20 protein-coding genes are annotated in these 17,220 nt (G+C 61.9%); 8 read left to right on the top strand and 12 right to left on the bottom strand.

Translation table 11 applies throughout. The features are described from left to right. Window positions 1–59: 59 nt before the first annotated feature. The 4 genes from IGW03_RS01495 to IGW03_RS01480 form a co-directional block, all read right to left on the bottom strand. On the bottom strand, window positions 60–641 hold the full coding sequence (locus IGW03_RS01495) for a chemotaxis protein CheW (RefSeq protein WP_194720727.1): 582 nt from the start codon (window positions 639–641) through the stop codon (window positions 60–62). A 7-nt stretch (window positions 642–648) separates the two neighbouring features. Continuing rightward, on the bottom strand, window positions 649–1,014 hold the full coding sequence (locus IGW03_RS01490) for a response regulator transcription factor (RefSeq protein ID WP_228534891.1): 366 nt from the start codon (window positions 1,012–1,014) through the stop codon (window positions 649–651). 24 nt (window positions 1,015–1,038) lie between these two features. After that, window positions 1,039–1,440, bottom strand: a complete 402-nt coding sequence (locus tag IGW03_RS01485; protein ID WP_194720726.1) for a response regulator — start codon at window positions 1,438–1,440, stop codon at window positions 1,039–1,041. Window positions 1,441–1,629: 189 nt separating this feature from the next. Next, window positions 1,630–1,782 (bottom strand): rubredoxin, encoded by a 153-nt coding sequence (locus IGW03_RS01480; protein ID WP_151635843.1) that lies wholly within the window; start codon window positions 1,780–1,782, stop codon window positions 1,630–1,632. 96 nt (window positions 1,783–1,878) lie between these two features. Here IGW03_RS01480 and thiD point away from each other — a divergent pair, with 96 nt between their 5' ends. Beyond that, window positions 1,879–2,712 carry a bifunctional hydroxymethylpyrimidine kinase/phosphomethylpyrimidine kinase gene (gene thiD / locus IGW03_RS01475; protein ID WP_194720725.1) on the top strand — a complete coding sequence of 278 codons (834 nt, stop codon included), beginning with the start codon at window positions 1,879–1,881 and terminating at the stop codon, window positions 2,710–2,712. Between the two features lie 14 nt (window positions 2,713–2,726). Further along, window positions 2,727–4,016 carry a glutamate-1-semialdehyde 2,1-aminomutase gene (gene hemL / locus IGW03_RS01470; RefSeq protein ID WP_194720724.1) on the top strand — a complete coding sequence of 430 codons (1,290 nt, stop codon included), beginning with the start codon at window positions 2,727–2,729 and terminating at the stop codon, window positions 4,014–4,016. Window positions 4,017–4,082: 66 nt separating this feature from the next. Here the strand turns inward: hemL and corA are convergent, their stop codons facing one another. The 8 genes from corA to mpl form a co-directional block, all read right to left on the bottom strand. Beyond that, on the bottom strand, window positions 4,083–5,048 hold the full coding sequence (gene corA / locus IGW03_RS01465; RefSeq protein ID WP_194720723.1) for a magnesium/cobalt transporter CorA: 966 nt from the start codon (window positions 5,046–5,048) through the stop codon (window positions 4,083–4,085). A gap of 332 nt (window positions 5,049–5,380) precedes the next feature. Continuing rightward, the gene (gene mtgA / locus IGW03_RS01460; RefSeq protein WP_194720722.1) at window positions 5,381–6,076 is read right to left on the bottom strand and encodes a monofunctional biosynthetic peptidoglycan transglycosylase; all 696 of its coding nucleotides are present in this window, start codon (window positions 6,074–6,076) and stop codon (window positions 5,381–5,383) included. Window positions 6,077–6,081: 5 nt separating this feature from the next. After that, window positions 6,082–6,900: a shikimate dehydrogenase gene (gene aroE, locus IGW03_RS01455; protein ID WP_194720721.1), complete on the bottom strand. Its 819-nt coding sequence runs from the start codon at window positions 6,898–6,900 to the stop codon at window positions 6,082–6,084. Continuing rightward, the gene (locus tag IGW03_RS01450; RefSeq protein ID WP_194720720.1) at window positions 6,897–7,799 is read right to left on the bottom strand and encodes a TonB C-terminal domain-containing protein; all 903 of its coding nucleotides are present in this window, start codon (window positions 7,797–7,799) and stop codon (window positions 6,897–6,899) included. Before IGW03_RS01450 ends, aroE begins: the two co-directional genes overlap by 4 nt. Window positions 7,800–7,870: 71 nt before the next feature. Beyond that, complete coding sequence (locus IGW03_RS01445; protein WP_194720719.1) at window positions 7,871–9,862, bottom strand: ribonuclease catalytic domain-containing protein; 1,992 nt, start codon at window positions 9,860–9,862, stop codon at window positions 7,871–7,873. Window positions 9,863–9,877: 15 nt separating this feature from the next. Beyond that, complete coding sequence (locus tag IGW03_RS01440; RefSeq protein ID WP_194720718.1) at window positions 9,878–10,486, bottom strand: chorismate--pyruvate lyase family protein; 609 nt, start codon at window positions 10,484–10,486, stop codon at window positions 9,878–9,880. After that, window positions 10,483–11,067, bottom strand: a complete 585-nt coding sequence (locus IGW03_RS01435; RefSeq protein WP_194720717.1) for a YqiA/YcfP family alpha/beta fold hydrolase — start codon at window positions 11,065–11,067, stop codon at window positions 10,483–10,485. Before IGW03_RS01435 ends, IGW03_RS01440 begins: the two co-directional genes overlap by 4 nt. Continuing rightward, window positions 11,064–12,449 (bottom strand): UDP-N-acetylmuramate:L-alanyl-gamma-D-glutamyl-meso-diaminopimelate ligase, encoded by a 1,386-nt coding sequence (gene mpl / locus IGW03_RS01430; protein WP_194720716.1) that lies wholly within the window; start codon window positions 12,447–12,449, stop codon window positions 11,064–11,066. Before mpl ends, IGW03_RS01435 begins: the two co-directional genes overlap by 4 nt. A gap of 152 nt (window positions 12,450–12,601) precedes the next feature. Here mpl and IGW03_RS01425 point away from each other — a divergent pair, with 152 nt between their 5' ends. The 6 genes from IGW03_RS01425 (at window position 12,602) to prmA (ending at window position 17,219) form a co-directional block, all read left to right on the top strand. Then, complete coding sequence (locus IGW03_RS01425; protein WP_194720715.1) at window positions 12,602–13,216, top strand: hypothetical protein; 615 nt, start codon at window positions 12,602–12,604, stop codon at window positions 13,214–13,216. Next, on the top strand, window positions 13,213–13,737 hold the full coding sequence (locus IGW03_RS01420) for a TlpA family protein disulfide reductase (RefSeq protein ID WP_194720714.1): 525 nt from the start codon (window positions 13,213–13,215) through the stop codon (window positions 13,735–13,737). Before IGW03_RS01425 ends, IGW03_RS01420 begins: the two co-directional genes overlap by 4 nt. Window positions 13,738–13,818: 81 nt before the next feature. Beyond that, the gene (gene aroQ, locus IGW03_RS01415) at window positions 13,819–14,256 is read left to right on the top strand and encodes a type II 3-dehydroquinate dehydratase (protein WP_194720713.1); all 438 of its coding nucleotides are present in this window, start codon (window positions 13,819–13,821) and stop codon (window positions 14,254–14,256) included. A gap of 81 nt (window positions 14,257–14,337) precedes the next feature. Next, on the top strand, window positions 14,338–14,811 hold the full coding sequence (gene accB, locus IGW03_RS01410) for an acetyl-CoA carboxylase biotin carboxyl carrier protein (protein WP_194720712.1): 474 nt from the start codon (window positions 14,338–14,340) through the stop codon (window positions 14,809–14,811). A 102-nt stretch (window positions 14,812–14,913) separates the two neighbouring features. Next, window positions 14,914–16,293 (top strand): acetyl-CoA carboxylase biotin carboxylase subunit, encoded by a 1,380-nt coding sequence (gene accC / locus IGW03_RS01405; RefSeq protein WP_194720711.1) that lies wholly within the window; start codon window positions 14,914–14,916, stop codon window positions 16,291–16,293. A gap of 17 nt (window positions 16,294–16,310) precedes the next feature. Continuing rightward, on the top strand, window positions 16,311–17,219 hold the full coding sequence (prmA, locus tag IGW03_RS01400; RefSeq protein WP_194720710.1) for a 50S ribosomal protein L11 methyltransferase: 909 nt from the start codon (window positions 16,311–16,313) through the stop codon (window positions 17,217–17,219). Window position 17,220: the final 1 nt, after the last annotated feature.

Genomic DNA, 17,220 nt, shown 5'->3' with positions numbered 1-17,220 from the left:
GGTCTCCTCGAATTACGGAATGGGGTGAAAGGCGGGCATACGTTGTTGCGCAGGCCGCTTCAGACACCGATCTGCAGGAATTGCGGATCCTGCACGATTAAAGAAAGATTGAGTTCGTTCCAGACGTGGGAATCACGGTCCAGATAGCGCTGCGCTATCCAGGGACTGTCTGCGGAAGGTGCCTGCGGCTGCGCCTGTATTTCCATGTCGGCGACATTGCGCAGGCCCATCACGCGCGACACCAGGAGGCCGCAGTTGAACGACAGGGAAGGCGCGAATGCGATGACCCGGCTGTCCTTCTCCACCGGCGTGGCCGCCATGCCGCGAAAACGCGCCAGGTCGATCACGCTGACAAGGTTGCCCCGGACATTGATCAGGCCCAGGAACCAGTCCCTGGTGAGCGGAACCGGCGTCACCGCGCCGACGGAGACGATCTCGCCCGCCTCCTGCAGATTGAGCAGCCAGCGCGTTTCGCCGATCATCACGCCGAGCTTGCTGGCCTGGGTCTGCGCGCCGCTGCTGGCGGCCTGCATGCGCTCGACCAGCTGAGCCTGGAATTCGCGAAGGCGATTGCGGCGCGCGCCGCCGTCGCTCTCCTTCAGTGCGGCCCGGGGTCTGCTGTCCAGAGAAGACTCGCTCATGGCAGGCTCAGCCAAGCGCGGCGATCTTGGACAGAAGCTCCTGGGGATTCACAGGCTTGACGATATAGTCACGCGCGCCTTGCCTAAGTCCCCAGATGCGGTCGGTTTCCTGTCCCTTGCTGGTGCAGATGATGATCGGCACTTCCTGGGTTTCGGGATCGCGTGCGATGGAGCGGGTGATCTGGAAACCGTTCTGCCCGGGCATCACGACATCCATCAGGATCAGCTGCGGCTTGTCGGCCTTGACCTTGAGCAATGCCTCTTCGCCGCTCTCCGCGGTGGAAACCGAAAAACCATTCTTGATGAGAATGTCGGTCAGGAAGTAACGCTCGGTTGGAGAGTCGTCCACCACAAGAATTTTCTGTATGGGCATTCTTTTACCTTTGAAGCTGAAAAATTACCGCGCAAGCGCGGGCGCCGTGTGTTCGCGCACCGTCTTGAGCAGGCTGTCCTTGGTGAACGGCTTGGTGAGATAGGCATCGGAGCCGACCATCGCGCCACGCGCGCGGTCGAAGAGGCCGTCTTTCGACGACAGCATGATGACCGGGGTGGAATGAAAGCGGGAGCTTTTCTTGATCAGCGCGCAGGTCTGATAGCCGTCCAGCCGGGGCATCAGAATGTCGCAGAAGATGAGGGCCGGACGATGGTCGTTCATCTTTGCAAGCGCGTCGAAACCGTCGTCTGCAAGAACCACCTGATACCCGGCCTGTCCGAGAAAGATCTCTGCTGACCGACGAATGGTGCTGCTGTCGTCGATCACCATGATCTTGAGACTGCTGTTCTCCACGGATGTTGTCATGAGCTAATCTCGTTTGCCGTTCGCCGAAATAGAATCCAACTTTAACAAAAAGCAAGATGCTTTAGAACAATATTACCGTTGATTTTTTTGCAACGTGGTATTTATGCGAAAACGAAATCGACCATACCATTGCCATGGAGAATCATGACGAATTACTTCGTGGAAATTTGATATTGATTAAAGACAATATCAAATTGCTACCATTTCAAAATCTTCCTTGCGCGCGCCGCACTCCGGACAGGTCCAGTTCATCGGCACGTCGGCCCAGCGCGTGCCGGGAGCGATGCCTTCGTCGGGCAAGCCGGCTTCCTCGTCGTATACCCAGCCGCAGATCAGGCACATCCAGGTCTTGAATTCCTCGTTCGGTGTCGCGTTGCTCACAGTTGACTGCCCTTCAATCAAGTAAAATGCAAAGTCGCATATCTTAATCTACCCGCCGTGCAAAACCAAACTCCTCCCCTGATACTGACCTTCGGCGCAACCGATCCGGTGGGCGCATTCGGTATCCAGGCTGATCTCGCTTCGTTCGCGGCCATGGGGTGCCACGGTCTTTCCGTGGTCACGTCCATCCTGATCGGCGATACCGCGCGCATCGAGGATGTGCAGCCCATCGATGCCGACTGGGTCGCGGACCAGGCGCGCGTCATCCTGGAAGACATGCCGGTGGCCGCCTTCAAGGTCGGCGCCGTTTCCAGCATAGAAAACGTGTCGGTCATTGCCGAAGTCGTTTCCGACTACCCTGACGTTCCGCTGATTCTCGATCCGTTTCTGGCGGCCATGCCGGACCAGGGACAGGACAGCGAAGACATGCTGATCGCCATCCGCGAGCTGCTGATTCCCCAGACCACCCTGTTCCTCGCATCGGCCATGGAGCTGGGGCGCTTCGCCGAAAGCTGGCGCGAACCGGCTTCCGAGGACGTCATGCTGGCCGACGTCATGAAGGTCATCGAAATGGGCTGCGAATACCTGCTCATCACCGGCACGCCCGGCGACGTGCATGAAGTCAGCAATACGCTGTTCGACGAATCGGGAGCGGTGCGCCAGGATGCCTGGCAGCGCCTGCCCGGATCGTTCAGCGGCGCCGGCAGCGCCCTGTCGGCCACGATCGCCGCCCTGCTCGCCAACGGCGTCGACGTGCCCGAAGCGGTATTCGAAGCCCAGGAATTCACCTACGCCGCACTGTCGAATGCGCACCGTCTGGGCATGGGCAAGCTCACGCCCGACCGTTACTTCTGGGCACGCGAATCCGACGCCGACACCAAATCCTCCTAATCACCGTTGAACGTATGACTTCAAAGAACGACACCCTGTTTGCCCGTGCGCAGACGACCACGCCGGGCGGCGTCAATTCCCCGGTACGCGCCTTCCGCTCGGTCGGCGGCACGCCGCGCTTCATTACCCGCGCCGACGGCCCCTTCTTCTGGGACGCCGATGACAAGCGCTACATCGACTACATCGGCTCCTGGGGACCGGCCATCGTCGGGCATTCGCATCCGGACGTGATCCGGGCGGTGCAGGAAGCCGCCGCCCGCGGCCTGAGCTTCGGCGCGCCGACCGAAGGCGAGATCGTGATGGCGGAAGAGATCTGCCGCATTCTTCCGTCGGTGGAACAGGTGCGTCTGGTTTCGAGCGGCACCGAAGCGGCGATGAGCGCGCTGCGACTGGCGCGCGGCGCGACTGGCCGCGACAAGATCATCAAGTTCGAAGGCTGCTATCACGGCCATGCCGATTCCCTGCTGGTCAAGGCCGGCAGCGGCCTGCTCACCTTCGGCAACCCGACATCGGCGGGCGTACCCGAGGATTTCGCCAAGCATACGCTGGTGCTCGACTACAACGATGCGCAGCAGCTCGAGGAAGTGTTCGGCCGGATGGGTGACCAGATCGCCTGCGTCATCGTGGAGCCGGTCGCGGGCAACATGAACCTGGTGCGCGCCACGGAGGCATTCCTGCAAACCATGCGGCGCCTGTGCAGCCGGCACGGCGCGGTGCTGATCTTCGACGAAGTCATGTGCGGTTTCCGCGTCGGCCTGACCGGCGCGCAGGGCATGTACGGCATCACGCCCGACTTGACGGTGCTCGGCAAGGTGATCGGCGGCGGCCTGCCGGTGGCGGCGTTCGGCGGCCGCAAGGAACTGATGAATTTCCTCGCGCCGATGGGACCGGTGTACCAGGCCGGCACGCTGTCGGGAAATCCGGTAGCGGTCGCGGCAGGCATGGCCACCCTCAAGCTGATCCAGCAGCCGGGCTTCTACGAATCGCTGTCGGCGCAGACGGCGAAGCTGGCGCAGGGTCTGTCGGAGGCAGCCGCAGAAGCAGGAGTCGCCTTCTGCGCGGATGCGGTCGGCGGCATGTTCGGTCTCTACTTCGGCGAAAAGGTGCCTGCCAGCTTCAAGGAAATCATGGCGTGCGACAAGGAGAAGTTCAACCGCTTCTTCCATGCGATGCTGGATCTCGGCGTCTATCTTGCACCGTCGGCGTTTGAAGCCGGCTTCGTCTCGGCCGCGCATGACGACGCGGCGATCGGCGCCACCGTCGAGGCGGCGCGCGAGGCTTTCGGGAAAATCGCTCAAGCCTAACCCACAAGCTTGAAAGCCATGCCGGCGCTGAGGCGCCGGCATGGCACAACCTTCAACGGTAGCGGATCAGTTCAGCCAGCCGCGGCGGCGGAAATACCAGAACGGCGCAATCGCGCTGCCCAGCATCAGGGTCAGCGCAAACGGATACCCCATGCTCCAGTTCAGTTCCGGCAGGACGCGGAAGTTCATGCCGTAGATGCTGGCGATCAGGGTCGGCGGCAGGAAGGCGACGCTGGCCACTGAGAAGATCTTGATGATCTTGTTCTGGTTGATGTTGATGAAGCCGACGGTGGCATCCATCAGGAAGTTGATCTTGTCGAAGAGAAAGGCGGTATGGCCGTCCAGCGATTCGATGTCGCGCAGGATCTGGCGCGCTTCTTCGAACTGCTCGGTATTGAGCAGCCGTCCGCGCATCAGGAAGCTGACGGCGCGGCGCGTATCCATCATGTTGCGGCGGATGCGTCCGTTCAAGTCCTCTTCCTGCGCAATCGAGCTAAGGGCATCGGCGGCATTCTGGTCGGTCAGCTGCTTCTGCAGCACGCGCCGGCTGACTTCTTCGAGACTTTGATAGATGCCTTCCAGCGCATCCGCGGAATACTCGGCATCGGTGGCGTACAGGTCGAGCAGCACATCCTTGTAATCGCCGATCGAACCGGGGCGCGAACGCGCGCGCATGCGCACCAGCCGGAATACCGGCAGGTCGTCGTTATGCACTGAAAACAGCATGTTGCGCGCCAGGATAAAGGCCACGGTGACGACACGCGAAGGTCCGTCGTCTTCTTCCAGCAGGAAGTCGGTGCGCAGGTGCAGATCGCCGTTCTCGGCTTCGTAATAACGGGCCGAGGCTTCGATGTCCTTGACTTCGTCTTCACCGGGCAGCGTCACGCCGTAGATGCTCTTGACCCACGCGCGTTCTTCATCGTTGGGATCGGTCAGATCGACCCATACCGGCGCCGCCTTTTCCAGGTCGTTCCGGGATTCAATATTGACCTGGTTCAGGCGCCCGTTCTGCAAGACGAATACATTAATCATGTGCTCTCCCGGCTGCGGCCTCTGTCAGGCTACAGCCACCTGCGGGGATGACCGCAGGCTGATTGATTTTTCAGGGAACGCGGCCACGGGATTGGCCATGACGCGTCCGCCCACCAGCTTGTGTGGCGAGTAGACGCTGGAGATGCAAGGGCAGCGCTAACTCGCCGGTTGACCGCCATCCGACGGTCGACTATGTGTACTGGGACTACCCAAGACGGGTCTCCGGAAATGAAAACTCCGCAAGTGTACTGAGATAGGCGACGGCAGGCAAGCGAGTTGCGGGCAAGTCGAAGCAGGCTTTGCGATGGTTCATACCGGTCGCCGCGGCAGTGCTAGGGCAGCGCCGCCGCACCCATGCGCCGCAGGATCAGATCCGTGCGCCGCGCGAGGTAGGCGGAGTTGCGGTTCTTGTCGTAGAAGCGCGGGCGCGGCAGCATCACCGCCAGCCGCGCGGCCTGGTAAGCGTTCAGGCTGGCGGCCGGCACGCCGTAGTAATGCTGGGCTGCGGCTTCCGCGCCGAACACGCCGACGCCCCATTCGACGACGTTCAGGTAGATCTCGAAGATCCTTTCCTTGTCCATCAGGTTTTCAAGCATGTAGGTAATGATCACTTCCTGGGCCTTGCGCAGGTAGCTGCGCTCGCCGGACAGGAACAGGTTCTTGGCGAGCTGCTGGGTGATGGTGGAACCGCCGGCGATGACCTTGCCCTTCCTGGTGTTTCTTTCATAGGCCTTCTGCATCGCCTCCCAGTCCACACCTTCATGCTCGGAAAAATTCGAGTCCTCGGCGGCAATGATGGCCCGCTTCAGGTGGTTCGATATGCGGTCGTACGGCACCCACTTGTGCTTGAGCCTGGCATCCGGATTCTTTTCGCGCAGCACCGCAAGCTGCCGGTTCATGAAGCTGGTCGAACCGGGGTTGTGATCGATCCACCACCAGATCTGCACAAGAAAATACAGCTGCATCGCGAGCACGACGAGGATCGGCGTGACGATCAGCCACAGCAGCAGTTTGCGCAGGAATTTCATGGCGCTCAGAGCTTGGAGCGCAGGTCGGCGTATACCGTCCGGGTATCGGGACGCACGCCGCGCCAGACATGAAAGGATTCGGCGGCCTGCTCCACCAGCATGCCGAGTCCGTCTCGCGTCGCCGCGCCGTGCTGTTGCGCGAAAGCCATGAAGACTGTCGGCGCCGGCCCGTACATCATGTCATAGGCCAGGCAGCTTTCGCCGAACACGCATGCCGGCACCGGCGGCAGGTCGGCCGACAGGCTGGCCGACGTAGCATTGATGATCACATCGAAGCGGCTCTGCAGCGACGGAAAATCGCTGGCCGCGACAGCTCCCTTGCCGGAAAATTGCGCCGCCAGTTCCGCCGCTTTCGATTCGGTGCGGTTGGCGATTACCAGCTGCTCCGGCGACTCCGCCAGGATGGGCAGCACCACGCCGCGCGCGGCGCCGCCGGCGCCCAGCAGCAGGATGCGCTTGCCGCGCATCGCCACGCCGGCATTGACCACGATGTCGGTGACGAGACCGACGCCGTCGGTGTTGTCAGCGGCAATCCCGCCGCCTTCGAATTTCAGGGTATTGACCGCACCCGCGGCCTCGGCGCGCTCGCTCAATACGTCTGCCAGCGCAAAGGCCTCAAGCTTGAACGGCACGGTGACATTGGCGCCCTTGAAGCCCTGCTCTACCAGATTTCGCACAGTCGACGCGAAACCGTCGAGCGGCGCGAGCAGCCGTTCATAGCTCAGCGCCTGCGCCGTCTGTTTGGCGAAGGCCGCGTGGATATCCGGCGATTTGCTGTGCGCGACCGGATTGCCGATCACGCCGTAACGGTCTGCTGCGCTCAATGACTGCCTCCCTGCATTTCCGCTTCAAGCGCGTTTTCTCTTGTGAATTTGAAGCGGGTGGTCATGACCCACACGTCTTCCTTGTCGCTCGACCGCATGTTCTTGGCGAAGGCACCGAACGGCGCGGCGCGGCGCACGATGCGGCGGGCCGCGTCATCGAGCGCCGGATTGCCGGAAGACCGCTCGACGGCGATGCCCTCGTCCTTGTCGTTCACGTAGATGCTGCCGTCCTGGAAGATGGAAATCGACAGCGTCAGTTCGCCGTACATCTTCTTGCCGTCCTTCTGCGGGAAATTGACGGTGCCGACCTTTTCGATCTTCTCGCGCACGCTGTTGAAGTACATCGCGTAGCCGACTTCACGCGTGCTGGGCGAGATGAAGGTTTTTTTCGGACGCTTGTTCTCGTCTTCGATGCGCTTGGCGATTTCCGCCTCGCGCCGCAGGATTTCCTTGGCGTTTTCGGCAGCATCGGCGGCGTTCGGCTGGGGCTGGGCGACCTGAGGATGGGGCTGCTCCTTGCTCGGCGGCGACGTCACCTTGGACTTCTTGTTCATCTGGGTCAGCATGCGCTGCTGCTTCTCCAGTTCCTCGATGCGACGCTGCATGGTCTTCATGCCGTCGCCGTCTTCGCTGCGCCGCATGTCGGGCAGCGGCGACGTCGAGCGTCCGGCTTCGGCATTGCCGCCGCCGTCGAGGTTGGCCTGGGCGAGCGCCTCGGCCTTCAGCGGCGCGCGGTCGTGCTTGGCATTGACCAGGATGACTTCGAGGCCAGGGTCAGCCGGCTTGAACTTGAAGGCGTCGGGGGCCGCGAACCGCACCGCCAGCAGCGCCCCGTGCACCAGCACGGAAGCCGCGATGGCGATCGACAGGGTGCGGTTTTGTGGAAAAAGTAACTTCACGCAGCTAGGAAAAAGCGATTGCAGGAGCTTGGGATTTTACGATAAAGCCGGCCCCGCCCAACCGCTCTTTTTCACTCAGAAACAGACTCGGCGCCTGCTTCCGTCTCGCTTGTGGCAATTTCGCCCTCGATGGTTTCCGTACTTTCAACTTCCGGCACGGTGGCGCTTGTCAGTTCGATCAGGCGCGCCTCGATATGCAGGTCGACCTCATCCCAGCGGATCAGGTCCAGCTTGACCTGAGTGCCGCGCGCGGCCTGCGGCATGCCGGGCAGGCGGATGATGAGCGGAATGTCAACCAGCCTGAGAACCTCATCCTTGAGCACGACCGCGTCGACATGTTTGGCGTTCTCCTGCGACAGCCAGCGCAGGCACCAGAAGCGCTCCATGTTGTTCTGGAAGTCGGCATAGGCGCCGTAGGCGGCGTCGAAGGCAGACACGACGGCGAACAGGTCGGCGTCCTTGGGCTTGAAAGGCGCCGCCAGCGGCGCGGTCACGCCGTGTTCGATGCAGGCCAGGATCTGCCACTGGTTGACGAGGTCGGTATAGCGGCGCAGCGGCGAGGTGCTCCAGGCATACTGGTCGACGCCCAGTCCCTGGTGCGGCGCCGCATGGGTGACCATGCGCACCTGCATCTTGGCGGCCCATCCGCCGCCGGAGGCGCCCTGGCTGCGGTAGATGCCGGGCACGCCGTGGTCGTGCATCAGCTTGCCCCAGGTGCTGTTGGCGAAGATCATCAGTTCGGCCACGATCTTGTCGAGCGGCGCGCCGCGCTTGCGGCGCACGATGGACACGATATCGTCCTCGACATAGAAATTGAAGTCGACGCGGTTGTTCTGCTCCGGCTTGAGACCGAAACTCTCGCGCTTGACCATGCGGCCCTGCTCGAGCACCTGCGCCCATTGCCACAGCAGCGCGATATCGCTCTTGTGCGGATAGTCGCCGGCACCCGCAGCGAGATTCTCTTCGGTCACCAGCGCATCGAGGTCGTTGTGGCGCAGGTTGGCTGCAATCGGCACCGCCTCGGCACGCGTTTCGGTGGAGATGACCGACCAGTCGGCGGTATCGAGCGTGGCATACAGCGACAGTGCGGGACAGTTGCGGCCCTCGCCCAGCGTGAAGGCATCGACCAATTCATCGGGCAGCATCGTGATCTTGTCGCCGGGCATGTAGACGGTCGACATGCGCTGGCGGGCAATGGCATCGATGGCATCGCCGCGATGGATGCCCAGCCCCGGCGCAGCGATGTGAATGCCGACGCGGACCTTGCCGTCGCCCAGATCCGTCACCGACAGGGCATCGTCGATCTCGGTCGTGGTGACGTCATCGATGGAAAAGGCCTTGACCTCCGCCACCGGCAATGGCTGCGATACCTGCGGAATGGCGATGGACGGAAAGCCCGTGCCCTTGGGAAAATACTCCTGCAGGAAGCGCATCATGTGCAGCTGCTTTGCCGAGTCGAGGCCGCCGACGGCAAGCATCAGGCGCTGCGGCGTGGTCTGCAGTTCCGAGCAGGCGGCGTCCAGCGCCTTGTATTCGATGCCGTTCTTGTCGGGCTTGAACAGCAGCTGCATCACGATGGGCTTGAAGCTCTCCGGAAGGCGGCCGGCCTTCAGCTCTTCCACGTACTGCGCCTGGATCAGGGCTTGCTGCTTCTTCTTTTCGATGCCCGCCAGCGCCGCCTTCAGCGAATCCTCCGGCGCCGCCTTGTAGCGTCCCTTGCCCTTCTTGTAGAAATAGATGGGTGCGTTATGCAGGCGCAGCAGCAGGCCGGCCGCTTCATGCGGCTTGGGGTCGTGACCGAAATATTCGGTACCAAGTTCGGCGAATCCGAATTCCTCCTGGCCGGCGACTTCCCACAGGAAATCCAGATCGATTTCCTCGGCGATGGTCTTGGCATCGGCCAGCAGCTGCACGGGGTCGGGCGAGGAGAACTGCAGCAGCACATCGCGCGCCTTGACCTTGGTCCGCTTGCCGGATTGCATCTCGACCTGATAGGCCTCGCCTTGCTGGGAAAGAACCGCGCCGGCCTTGAAATCGCCGGACTCTTCAAAAAATAGATTCATGGATGGCTTCGCTTGTCAGCGTATGTCAGCGTTTTGATTCGTTGTGTCGCCCTGGCATCTGCCCTGGGACGGTTCGAGGTCGGCGATGGCGGGAAGAAAGACTTCGGTCACCAGCAGCACGCCTTTGTTTCTTTGATACAGGCATCGGCGCGCAAACAGCGGCGATGCAAATACTTGCCCTTCGAGTGCGCGGCTTGCGCGCCGGGTCAGCGGATGCTGCGCAGGCAGCCTTGCATAATGCAGCCTGCCGCGCACCACGCGCGGATCGCCGAACAGCGTGGTGCCGAGCGAGCGCTCGCCGAGAGTGCCGAAGCAAGGCCAGTCGGCCGCGCTCGCGTCCAGAGGCACGACGGTATGCGCGAAGACGACCGGCCGGCCGTCGCAGCGCAGCAGCACATCCCTCTCCTGCACCTGCAGCGGACGCGGCAAGCCCGCGAATGCATATTCATCCCGCAGGCACGGGCCGCGCGCCTGGCGCAGGCGCTGCACGCGAAACTGCCCGCGGTGCGACAGCTTTTGTGTCAGCGACATGTCGTCCACCAGCCAGCCGCGTATGGCCGGTTCCGGACGCACGGCATTGACATGCGCGCTCCAGCGCGCATGCGTCAGGGAACGTGCGGTCACTGCGACGACCCAGTCTCGATGCCGCAGAACTGCAAGACACGGTCGGCATATGCCTCGAATTCGGAAATGCCGTGATCGCTGCCGTTGATGACGATGTGCCGCGCTCCCGGATAATGCGCCACCATTTCCTGCCAGTCGAGCACTTCATCGCCAGTTGCGGCAATCAAAAAGTAGCGCTGCGGCAAGCTGATTCTTTCCACTGCCAGCGATTTCAGTTCATCAATATATGCATGCTTGAACTCGAAGCGCTCGTCCGAATGATAGGCGGTCGTGACGCCGACATATTTCTCCAGGTCGCGCGGCGGCTGCACGGCAGGATTGAGCAGCACCGCGCGGCAGCCTAGCGCTTCGGCGAGATGCGTAGCGTAGTAGCCGCCCAGCGACGAGCCGATCAGCGTGAGTTCTTCGGGCTTTGCGCCGCCGGCGATGCGGCGCGCCAGCGCGACGGCTTCGCGCGGCGATGCCGGCAGCTGCGGACATTCATACTCTGACGAACGGCCGAGCGCCTGCATCCTCTGCGCCAGAATACGCGCCTTGAACGACTGCGGCGACGAGCGGAAGCCGTGCAGGTAGAGAATCATTGCGCCAGTGCGTCCAGGATCTTCTGATGTACGCCGCCGAAGCCGCCGTTGCTCATCACCAGCACATGGTCGCCCGGGCGCGCAGCCTTCACGATCGCCTGCACCAGCACGCCGATATCGTCATAGGCGGACGCCTTCTGTCCGAGCGGAGCCAGCGCCTCGCCCAGGTTCCAGCCGAGCGCATCCTTGCCGGACTTTGCGCCGTAGCCGAACACAAGGTCGGCATCGCCGAGGCTGCCCGGCAGCGCTTCCTTCATGGTGCCGAGCTTCATCGTGTTCGAGCGCGGTTCCAGCACGGCGAGAATGCGGGACGAGCCGACTTTCCTGCGCAGGCCGGCGACGGTGGTTGCAATCGCCGTAGGATGATGGGCGAAGTCGTCATAGACCGTGATCTCGCGCACCGCGCCGCGCACTTCCATGCGGCGCTTGACGTTTTCGAACTTCGAGAGCGCTTCGATGGCAATCGCCGGCACGACGCCGACATGGCGCGCGGCGGCGATTGCAGCCAGCGCATTCATGCGGTTGTGCTCGCCGGTGAGCGACCAGTTGACGGTGCCCTGCAATTCATTATTGAACAGCACGTCGAAGCTGCCGTCCTCATGCTCCTTGAGCGACCAGCCCTGCCCCTCCTGATCAACGCCGACGCCGAACCATTCCTGCTCGCTCCAGCATCCGCGGGCCACGACGCGACGCAGCGACTCTTCTCGTCCGTTGACGATCAGTCGTCCCACGCCGGGCACGGTGCGGACCAGGTGATGGAACTGGGTTTCGATCGCGCCGAGATCGGGAAAGATGTCGGCATGGTCGTATTCCAGGTTGTTCAGGACCGCGGTCTTGGTGCGGTAGTGAACGAACTTGCTGCGCTTGTCGAAGAAGGCGGTGTCGTATTCATCGGCCTCGATCACGAAGAACGGCGACTCGCCGCCCTTGCCGGAAAGCCGTGCGGAAATGCCGAAGTTCATCGGCACGCCGCCGATCAGGAAGCCGGGGTCGTAGCCGGCATCTTCCAGTATCCACGCCAGCATCGAGGAGGTGGTCGTCTTGCCGTGCGTGCCCGCGACCGACAATACCCACTTGTTGCGCAGGATGTGCTCGCCTATCCACTGCGGGCCGGAAACATAGGCCAGGCCGCGGTTGAGGATTTCTTCCATCAGGGGATTGCCGCGCGAGACGACATTGCCGATCACAAACAGGTCGGGCTGGAGGCTGATCTGGCCGGGGTCGAAACCTTCAATCAGTTCGATGCCCTGCGCCTGCAGTTGCGTGCTCATCGGCGGATAGACATTGGCGTCGCAGCCGGTGACCTTGTGGCCGGCCTGTTTTGCCAGAACTGCAAGTCCGCCCATAAAGGTGCCGCAGATGCCGAGAACGTGGATATGCATTGTGCTGTTTCAAATGAAAAGGAAGTCTGACTGGATTGCCGGAAGAAAGGTCCAATCGCAAACGGTCAAATCGGCGGAAGCCGGCGAATCCGGAATTTTACCCGACCGGCGTCCCGCCGCGTTCACTCCCCTTACAGAGTATCATCAGCAAAATGAGTCAATTTAATAACAATCTCGACACGCTGCGCGCGGAAATCGCCGCCGCAGCCGCCCGCATGATCGCCGAAGACGGCGCCGACTATGCCACCGCCAAGCGCAAGGCGGCCAAGCAGCTTCTGGGCAACACCAAGGTGCGTGGTGAATACATGCCGGACAATGCCCAGATAGAAGACGAAGTGCGCGCCTACAATGAATTGTTCTTCGGCGACACCCAGCCGGCCCGCCTGCTGCACCTGCGCAAGCTGGCGTTGCGCCTGATGTCGGATCTGCAAGCCTTTTCGCCTTACCTCACCGGCGCCGTTCTCAACGGTACCGCAGGCGAGCATTCGGACATCCATCTGCAACTGTTCCCGGAAAGCGCCAAGGATGTGGAAATTTTCCTGATCAACAAGAACATGGACTTCGAGGTTTCCGAAACCGCCCACTTCAAGGGACGGGGCGAACCGGTGGAAACGGTCAGCTTCATGTGGCACAACGAAGGCGTGCATCTGGCTCTTTACGAGACCGATGATCTGCGCGGTGCGCTGAAATTGCCGTCCGACGGTAAAATGGCGCGCGCCAGCATCGAGGCGGTGCGTCAATTAATCGCGGAAAGCGAAGGGACATGAAAAAAACTTGGGGAATTTTCGCCGCAGTTGCCGTTATTTGCATCGGTTTGGGCGTTTTCATAGGACATAAGCAGACCTCTCCTCAGCAAGCCGACAATGCGGCCGTAGCGTCGCTGCTGTCGCAGTCGATGCCGGATGCGCACGGCAAGCCGCAGGAATTATCGCAATGGAAGAGCCGTCCGCTGGTCGTGAATTTCTGGGCGACCTGGTGCGCGCCGTGCGTCGAGGAAATGCCGGAACTGTCCGAACTCCAGACCGAGCTCGATGCCGGGAAAAAAGTCCAGATCATCGGCATTGGCATCGATTCACCATCGAACATCGCCGAATTCATCGGCAAATACAAGATTGCCTATCCCATCTATGTCGGGGGGCTCAGCGGCACGGAGCTGTCCAGGCAACTGGGGAACCAGGCCGGCGGCCTCCCGTTCACCGTGCTCATCGACGGCAACGGCAAGGTCCGCAAATCCTATCTCGGCCGGCTGAAAATGGACGAGTTGCGCAAGGATATCGCCAGCTTATAATCATGCCGCCAACTTTTTCTTGCCAATCAGCATTATTTGGCGGCAAAATGCGGCATCGTCGTCAAACGGAGTCTGATCTAGATGGCAAAAAAACTTCTTCTGGTCAATGGCCCGAACCTGAATCTGCTGGGCACACGTGAACCGGAGGTGTACGGATCGACGACGCTTGCCGATGTGGAGCATGCCGCCGCCGCCCAGGCTGCTGCTGCCGGCGCGGTCCTTGCCAGCTTTCAGAGCAATCATGAAGGCGCGCTGATCGACCGCATCCATGCCGCACGCAACGAAGGTGTCGATGCCATCATCATCAATCCCGCCGGCCTGACGCACACCAGCGTCGCGCTGCGCGATGCGCTTGCCGGCGTCGCCATTCCCTTTGTCGAAGTCCACATCTCCAATATCCACAAGCGCGAGGAATTCCGCCATCACTCCTTCCTGTCCGGGATCGCCGTGGGCGTCATTTGCGGCCTGGGCGTGGACGGTTATGGCGCTGCCATCGATTTCGCGCTCAAAAAGCTTTAAGTTTCCTTATCTCGCCACGAACCACTTATAATCGTGGCGGCTCCAATTGGTAAAAAAAATATTAATCTGAGGGATTTCTATATGGATCTACGAAAACTCAAGACGCTGATCGACCTCGTGGCCGAATCAGACATCGCCGAACTGGAAGTGACAGAAGGCGAAAGCAAAGTCCGTATCGTCAAATCCTCCGGAGCACCGCAAAGCCAGGTCGTGATGATGCAGCCGCAGTCCATGCCGCAGACCGTTTCGGTTCCCGCGCCTGCCGCCGCTCCGCTGGCCGCCAGCGCGCCGGTCGCTCCCGCCGCAGCAGCCGAGCCGGAAGGCCACGTGGTCAAGTCGCCGATGGTCGGCACTTTCTACCGCGCCTCCGCTCCCGGCAATCCTCCGTTCGTCGAAGTCGGCGCCACGGTCAAGGAAGGCGATACCCTGTGCATCATCGAAGCGATGAAGCTGCTCAATGAAATCGACGCCGACGCTTCCGGCGTCATCAAGCAAATTCTGGTGGAGAACGGCCAGCCGGTGGAATTCGGCCAGCCGCTGTTTGTGATCGGCTGAGCGTTCGGCAGCGGGCCTCCATGACGCCGTCATGGCGCCCGCCGCACCGCAAGACAGTCTCCGAACGCACACCAACGCATCACAACGCAATTCACCCCCACCATGTTCGAAAAAATTCTCATTGCCAATCGTGGTGAAATCGCGCTGCGCATTCAGCGCGCGTGCCGCGAAATGGGCATCAAGACCGTCGTCGTCCATTCCGAGGCCGACCGCGAAGCGAAATACGTCAAGCTCGCCGACGAATCGGTCTGCATCGGCCCGGCGCCCTCGGCGCAAAGCTACCTCAACATGCCGGCCATCATCAGCGCCGCGGAAGTCACCGATGCCGAGGCGATCCATCCCGGCTACGGTTTCCTCTCCGAGAATGCCGACTTCGCCGAGCGCGTGGAAAAATCCGGCTTCGTCTTCATCGGCCCGCGTCCGGAATCGATCCGCATGATGGGCGACAAGGTCTCGGCCAAGCAGGCCATGATCAAGGCCGGCGTGCCCTGCGTGCCCGGTTCCGACGGCGCCCTGCCGGAAGACCCGAAGGAAATCATCCGCATCGCCCGCAAGGTCGGCTATCCGGTCATCATCAAGGCGGCCGGCGGCGGCGGCGGACGCGGCATGCGCGTGGTCCATACCGAAGCCGCACTGCTCAATGCCGTCACCATGACCCGTACCGAAGCCGGCACCGCCTTCGGCAATCCCGAGGTCTACATGGAGAAATACCTGGAGAATCCGCGCCACGTGGAAATCCAGATCCTGGCCGACGAGTACAAGAATGCGATCTGGCTAGGCGAACGCGACTGTTCGATGCAACGCCGCCATCAAAAAGTGATCGAAGAAGCACCGGCGCCCGGCATTCCGCGCAAGCTGATCGAGCGCATCGGCGACCGCTGCGCGGAAGCCTGCCGCAAGATCGGTTACCGCGGCGCGGGCACCTTCGAGTTTCTTTACGAGAACGGCGAGTTCTATTTCATCGAAATGAACACCCGTATCCAGGTGGAGCATCCGGTCACCGAAATGATTACCGGCGTCGACCTGGTGCAGGAACAGATCCGCGTCGCCTGCGGCGAGAAGCTGCGCTTCCGCCAGCGCGACATCGAACTGTCCGGCCATGCGATCGAGTGCCGCATCAATGCGGAAGACCCGTTCAAGTTCACGCCTTCTCCAGGCAGGATCGTGGCATGGCATGCGCCGGGCGGCCCCGGCATCCGCGTCGATTCGCATGCCTATGCCGGCTATTTCGTGCCGCCGACCTACGACTCGATGGTCGGCAAGGTGATCGCCTACGGCGCCACGCGCGAGCAGGCCATCCGCCGCATGCAGATCGCGCTGTCGGAAATGGTGGTCGAGGGCATCCAGACCAACATCCCGCTGCACCGCGAGCTGATGGTCGATGCCCGCTTCTTCGAAGGCGGCACCAACATCCACTATCTTGAGCAGAAGCTGGCCGCCAAGCCGGATCTGCAAAAGGCAACCGCCAAGGGCGGCAAGTAACCCTGACAAGGCGCATCATGAGCTGGACTGAAATCGTCATCGAAGTGGCACGCGACCATGCGGAGGCGCTGTCCGACGCGCTGATGGAAGCCGGAGCGCTGTCGGTATCCGTGGAGGATGCCGACGAAGGCACCGATGCCGAACGTCCGCTTTTCGGCGAGCCGGGCATGGAGCCTACCGAAACGGCCTGGGATCACAGCCGCGTGGTTGCGCTGTCGGACCTGGATGCCGACCATGGTGCGATCGTCGCCGAAGCGGCCGCCGCCTGCGGCATCGAGCCGCCGAAGTTCGTGCTGCGCCCGGTGGCCGAGCAGGACTGGGTCAGGCTGACCCAGTCGCAGTTCGAGCCCATCCATATCGGCAAGAATATCTGGGTCGTGCCCAGCTGGCACGACGCTCCCGATCCGAATGGCCTGGTGCTCGAACTCGATCCCGGTCTCGCCTTCGGCACCGGCAGCCATCCGACAACCCGCCTGTGCATGGAGTGGCTGGAAAGCCATCCGCCGCAAGGCGCCACGGTGCTCGACTACGGCTGCGGTTCCGGCATTCTGGCGCTGGTGGCGAAGAAGCTGGGTGCGGACAAGGTGTATGGCGTCGACATCGATCCGCAGGCGATCGAGTCCGCGCGCTACAACAGCGAACGCAATCACTGCGAGATTGAGTACCACCTGCCCGAGGCCTTCGCCGGTGCGGAGCATCCGCAGACCTTCGACGTCGTCGTTGCCAACATTCTTTCCAGCCCGCTGAAACTGATGGCCCCCATGCTGTCGTCACGCGTGGCGCCTGGCGGCATGCTGGTGCTGTCCGGCATCCTGGAGCGCCAGGCCGATGAAGTCGCGGCGGCCTATGCGCCCTTCCTCTCCATGTCGGTCTGGGCGGAACGCGAGGGCTGGATAGCGCTCGTGGGCCGCGTGGCCAGCCGCTGAC

It is taken from the genome of Noviherbaspirillum malthae, assembly GCF_015352985.1.
GTDB lineage: Bacteria > Pseudomonadota > Gammaproteobacteria > Burkholderiales > Burkholderiaceae_D > Noviherbaspirillum > Noviherbaspirillum malthae.
Note: the sequence above shows the minus strand (reverse complement) of the source record. Positions and strands in the feature narration are given on the sequence as shown.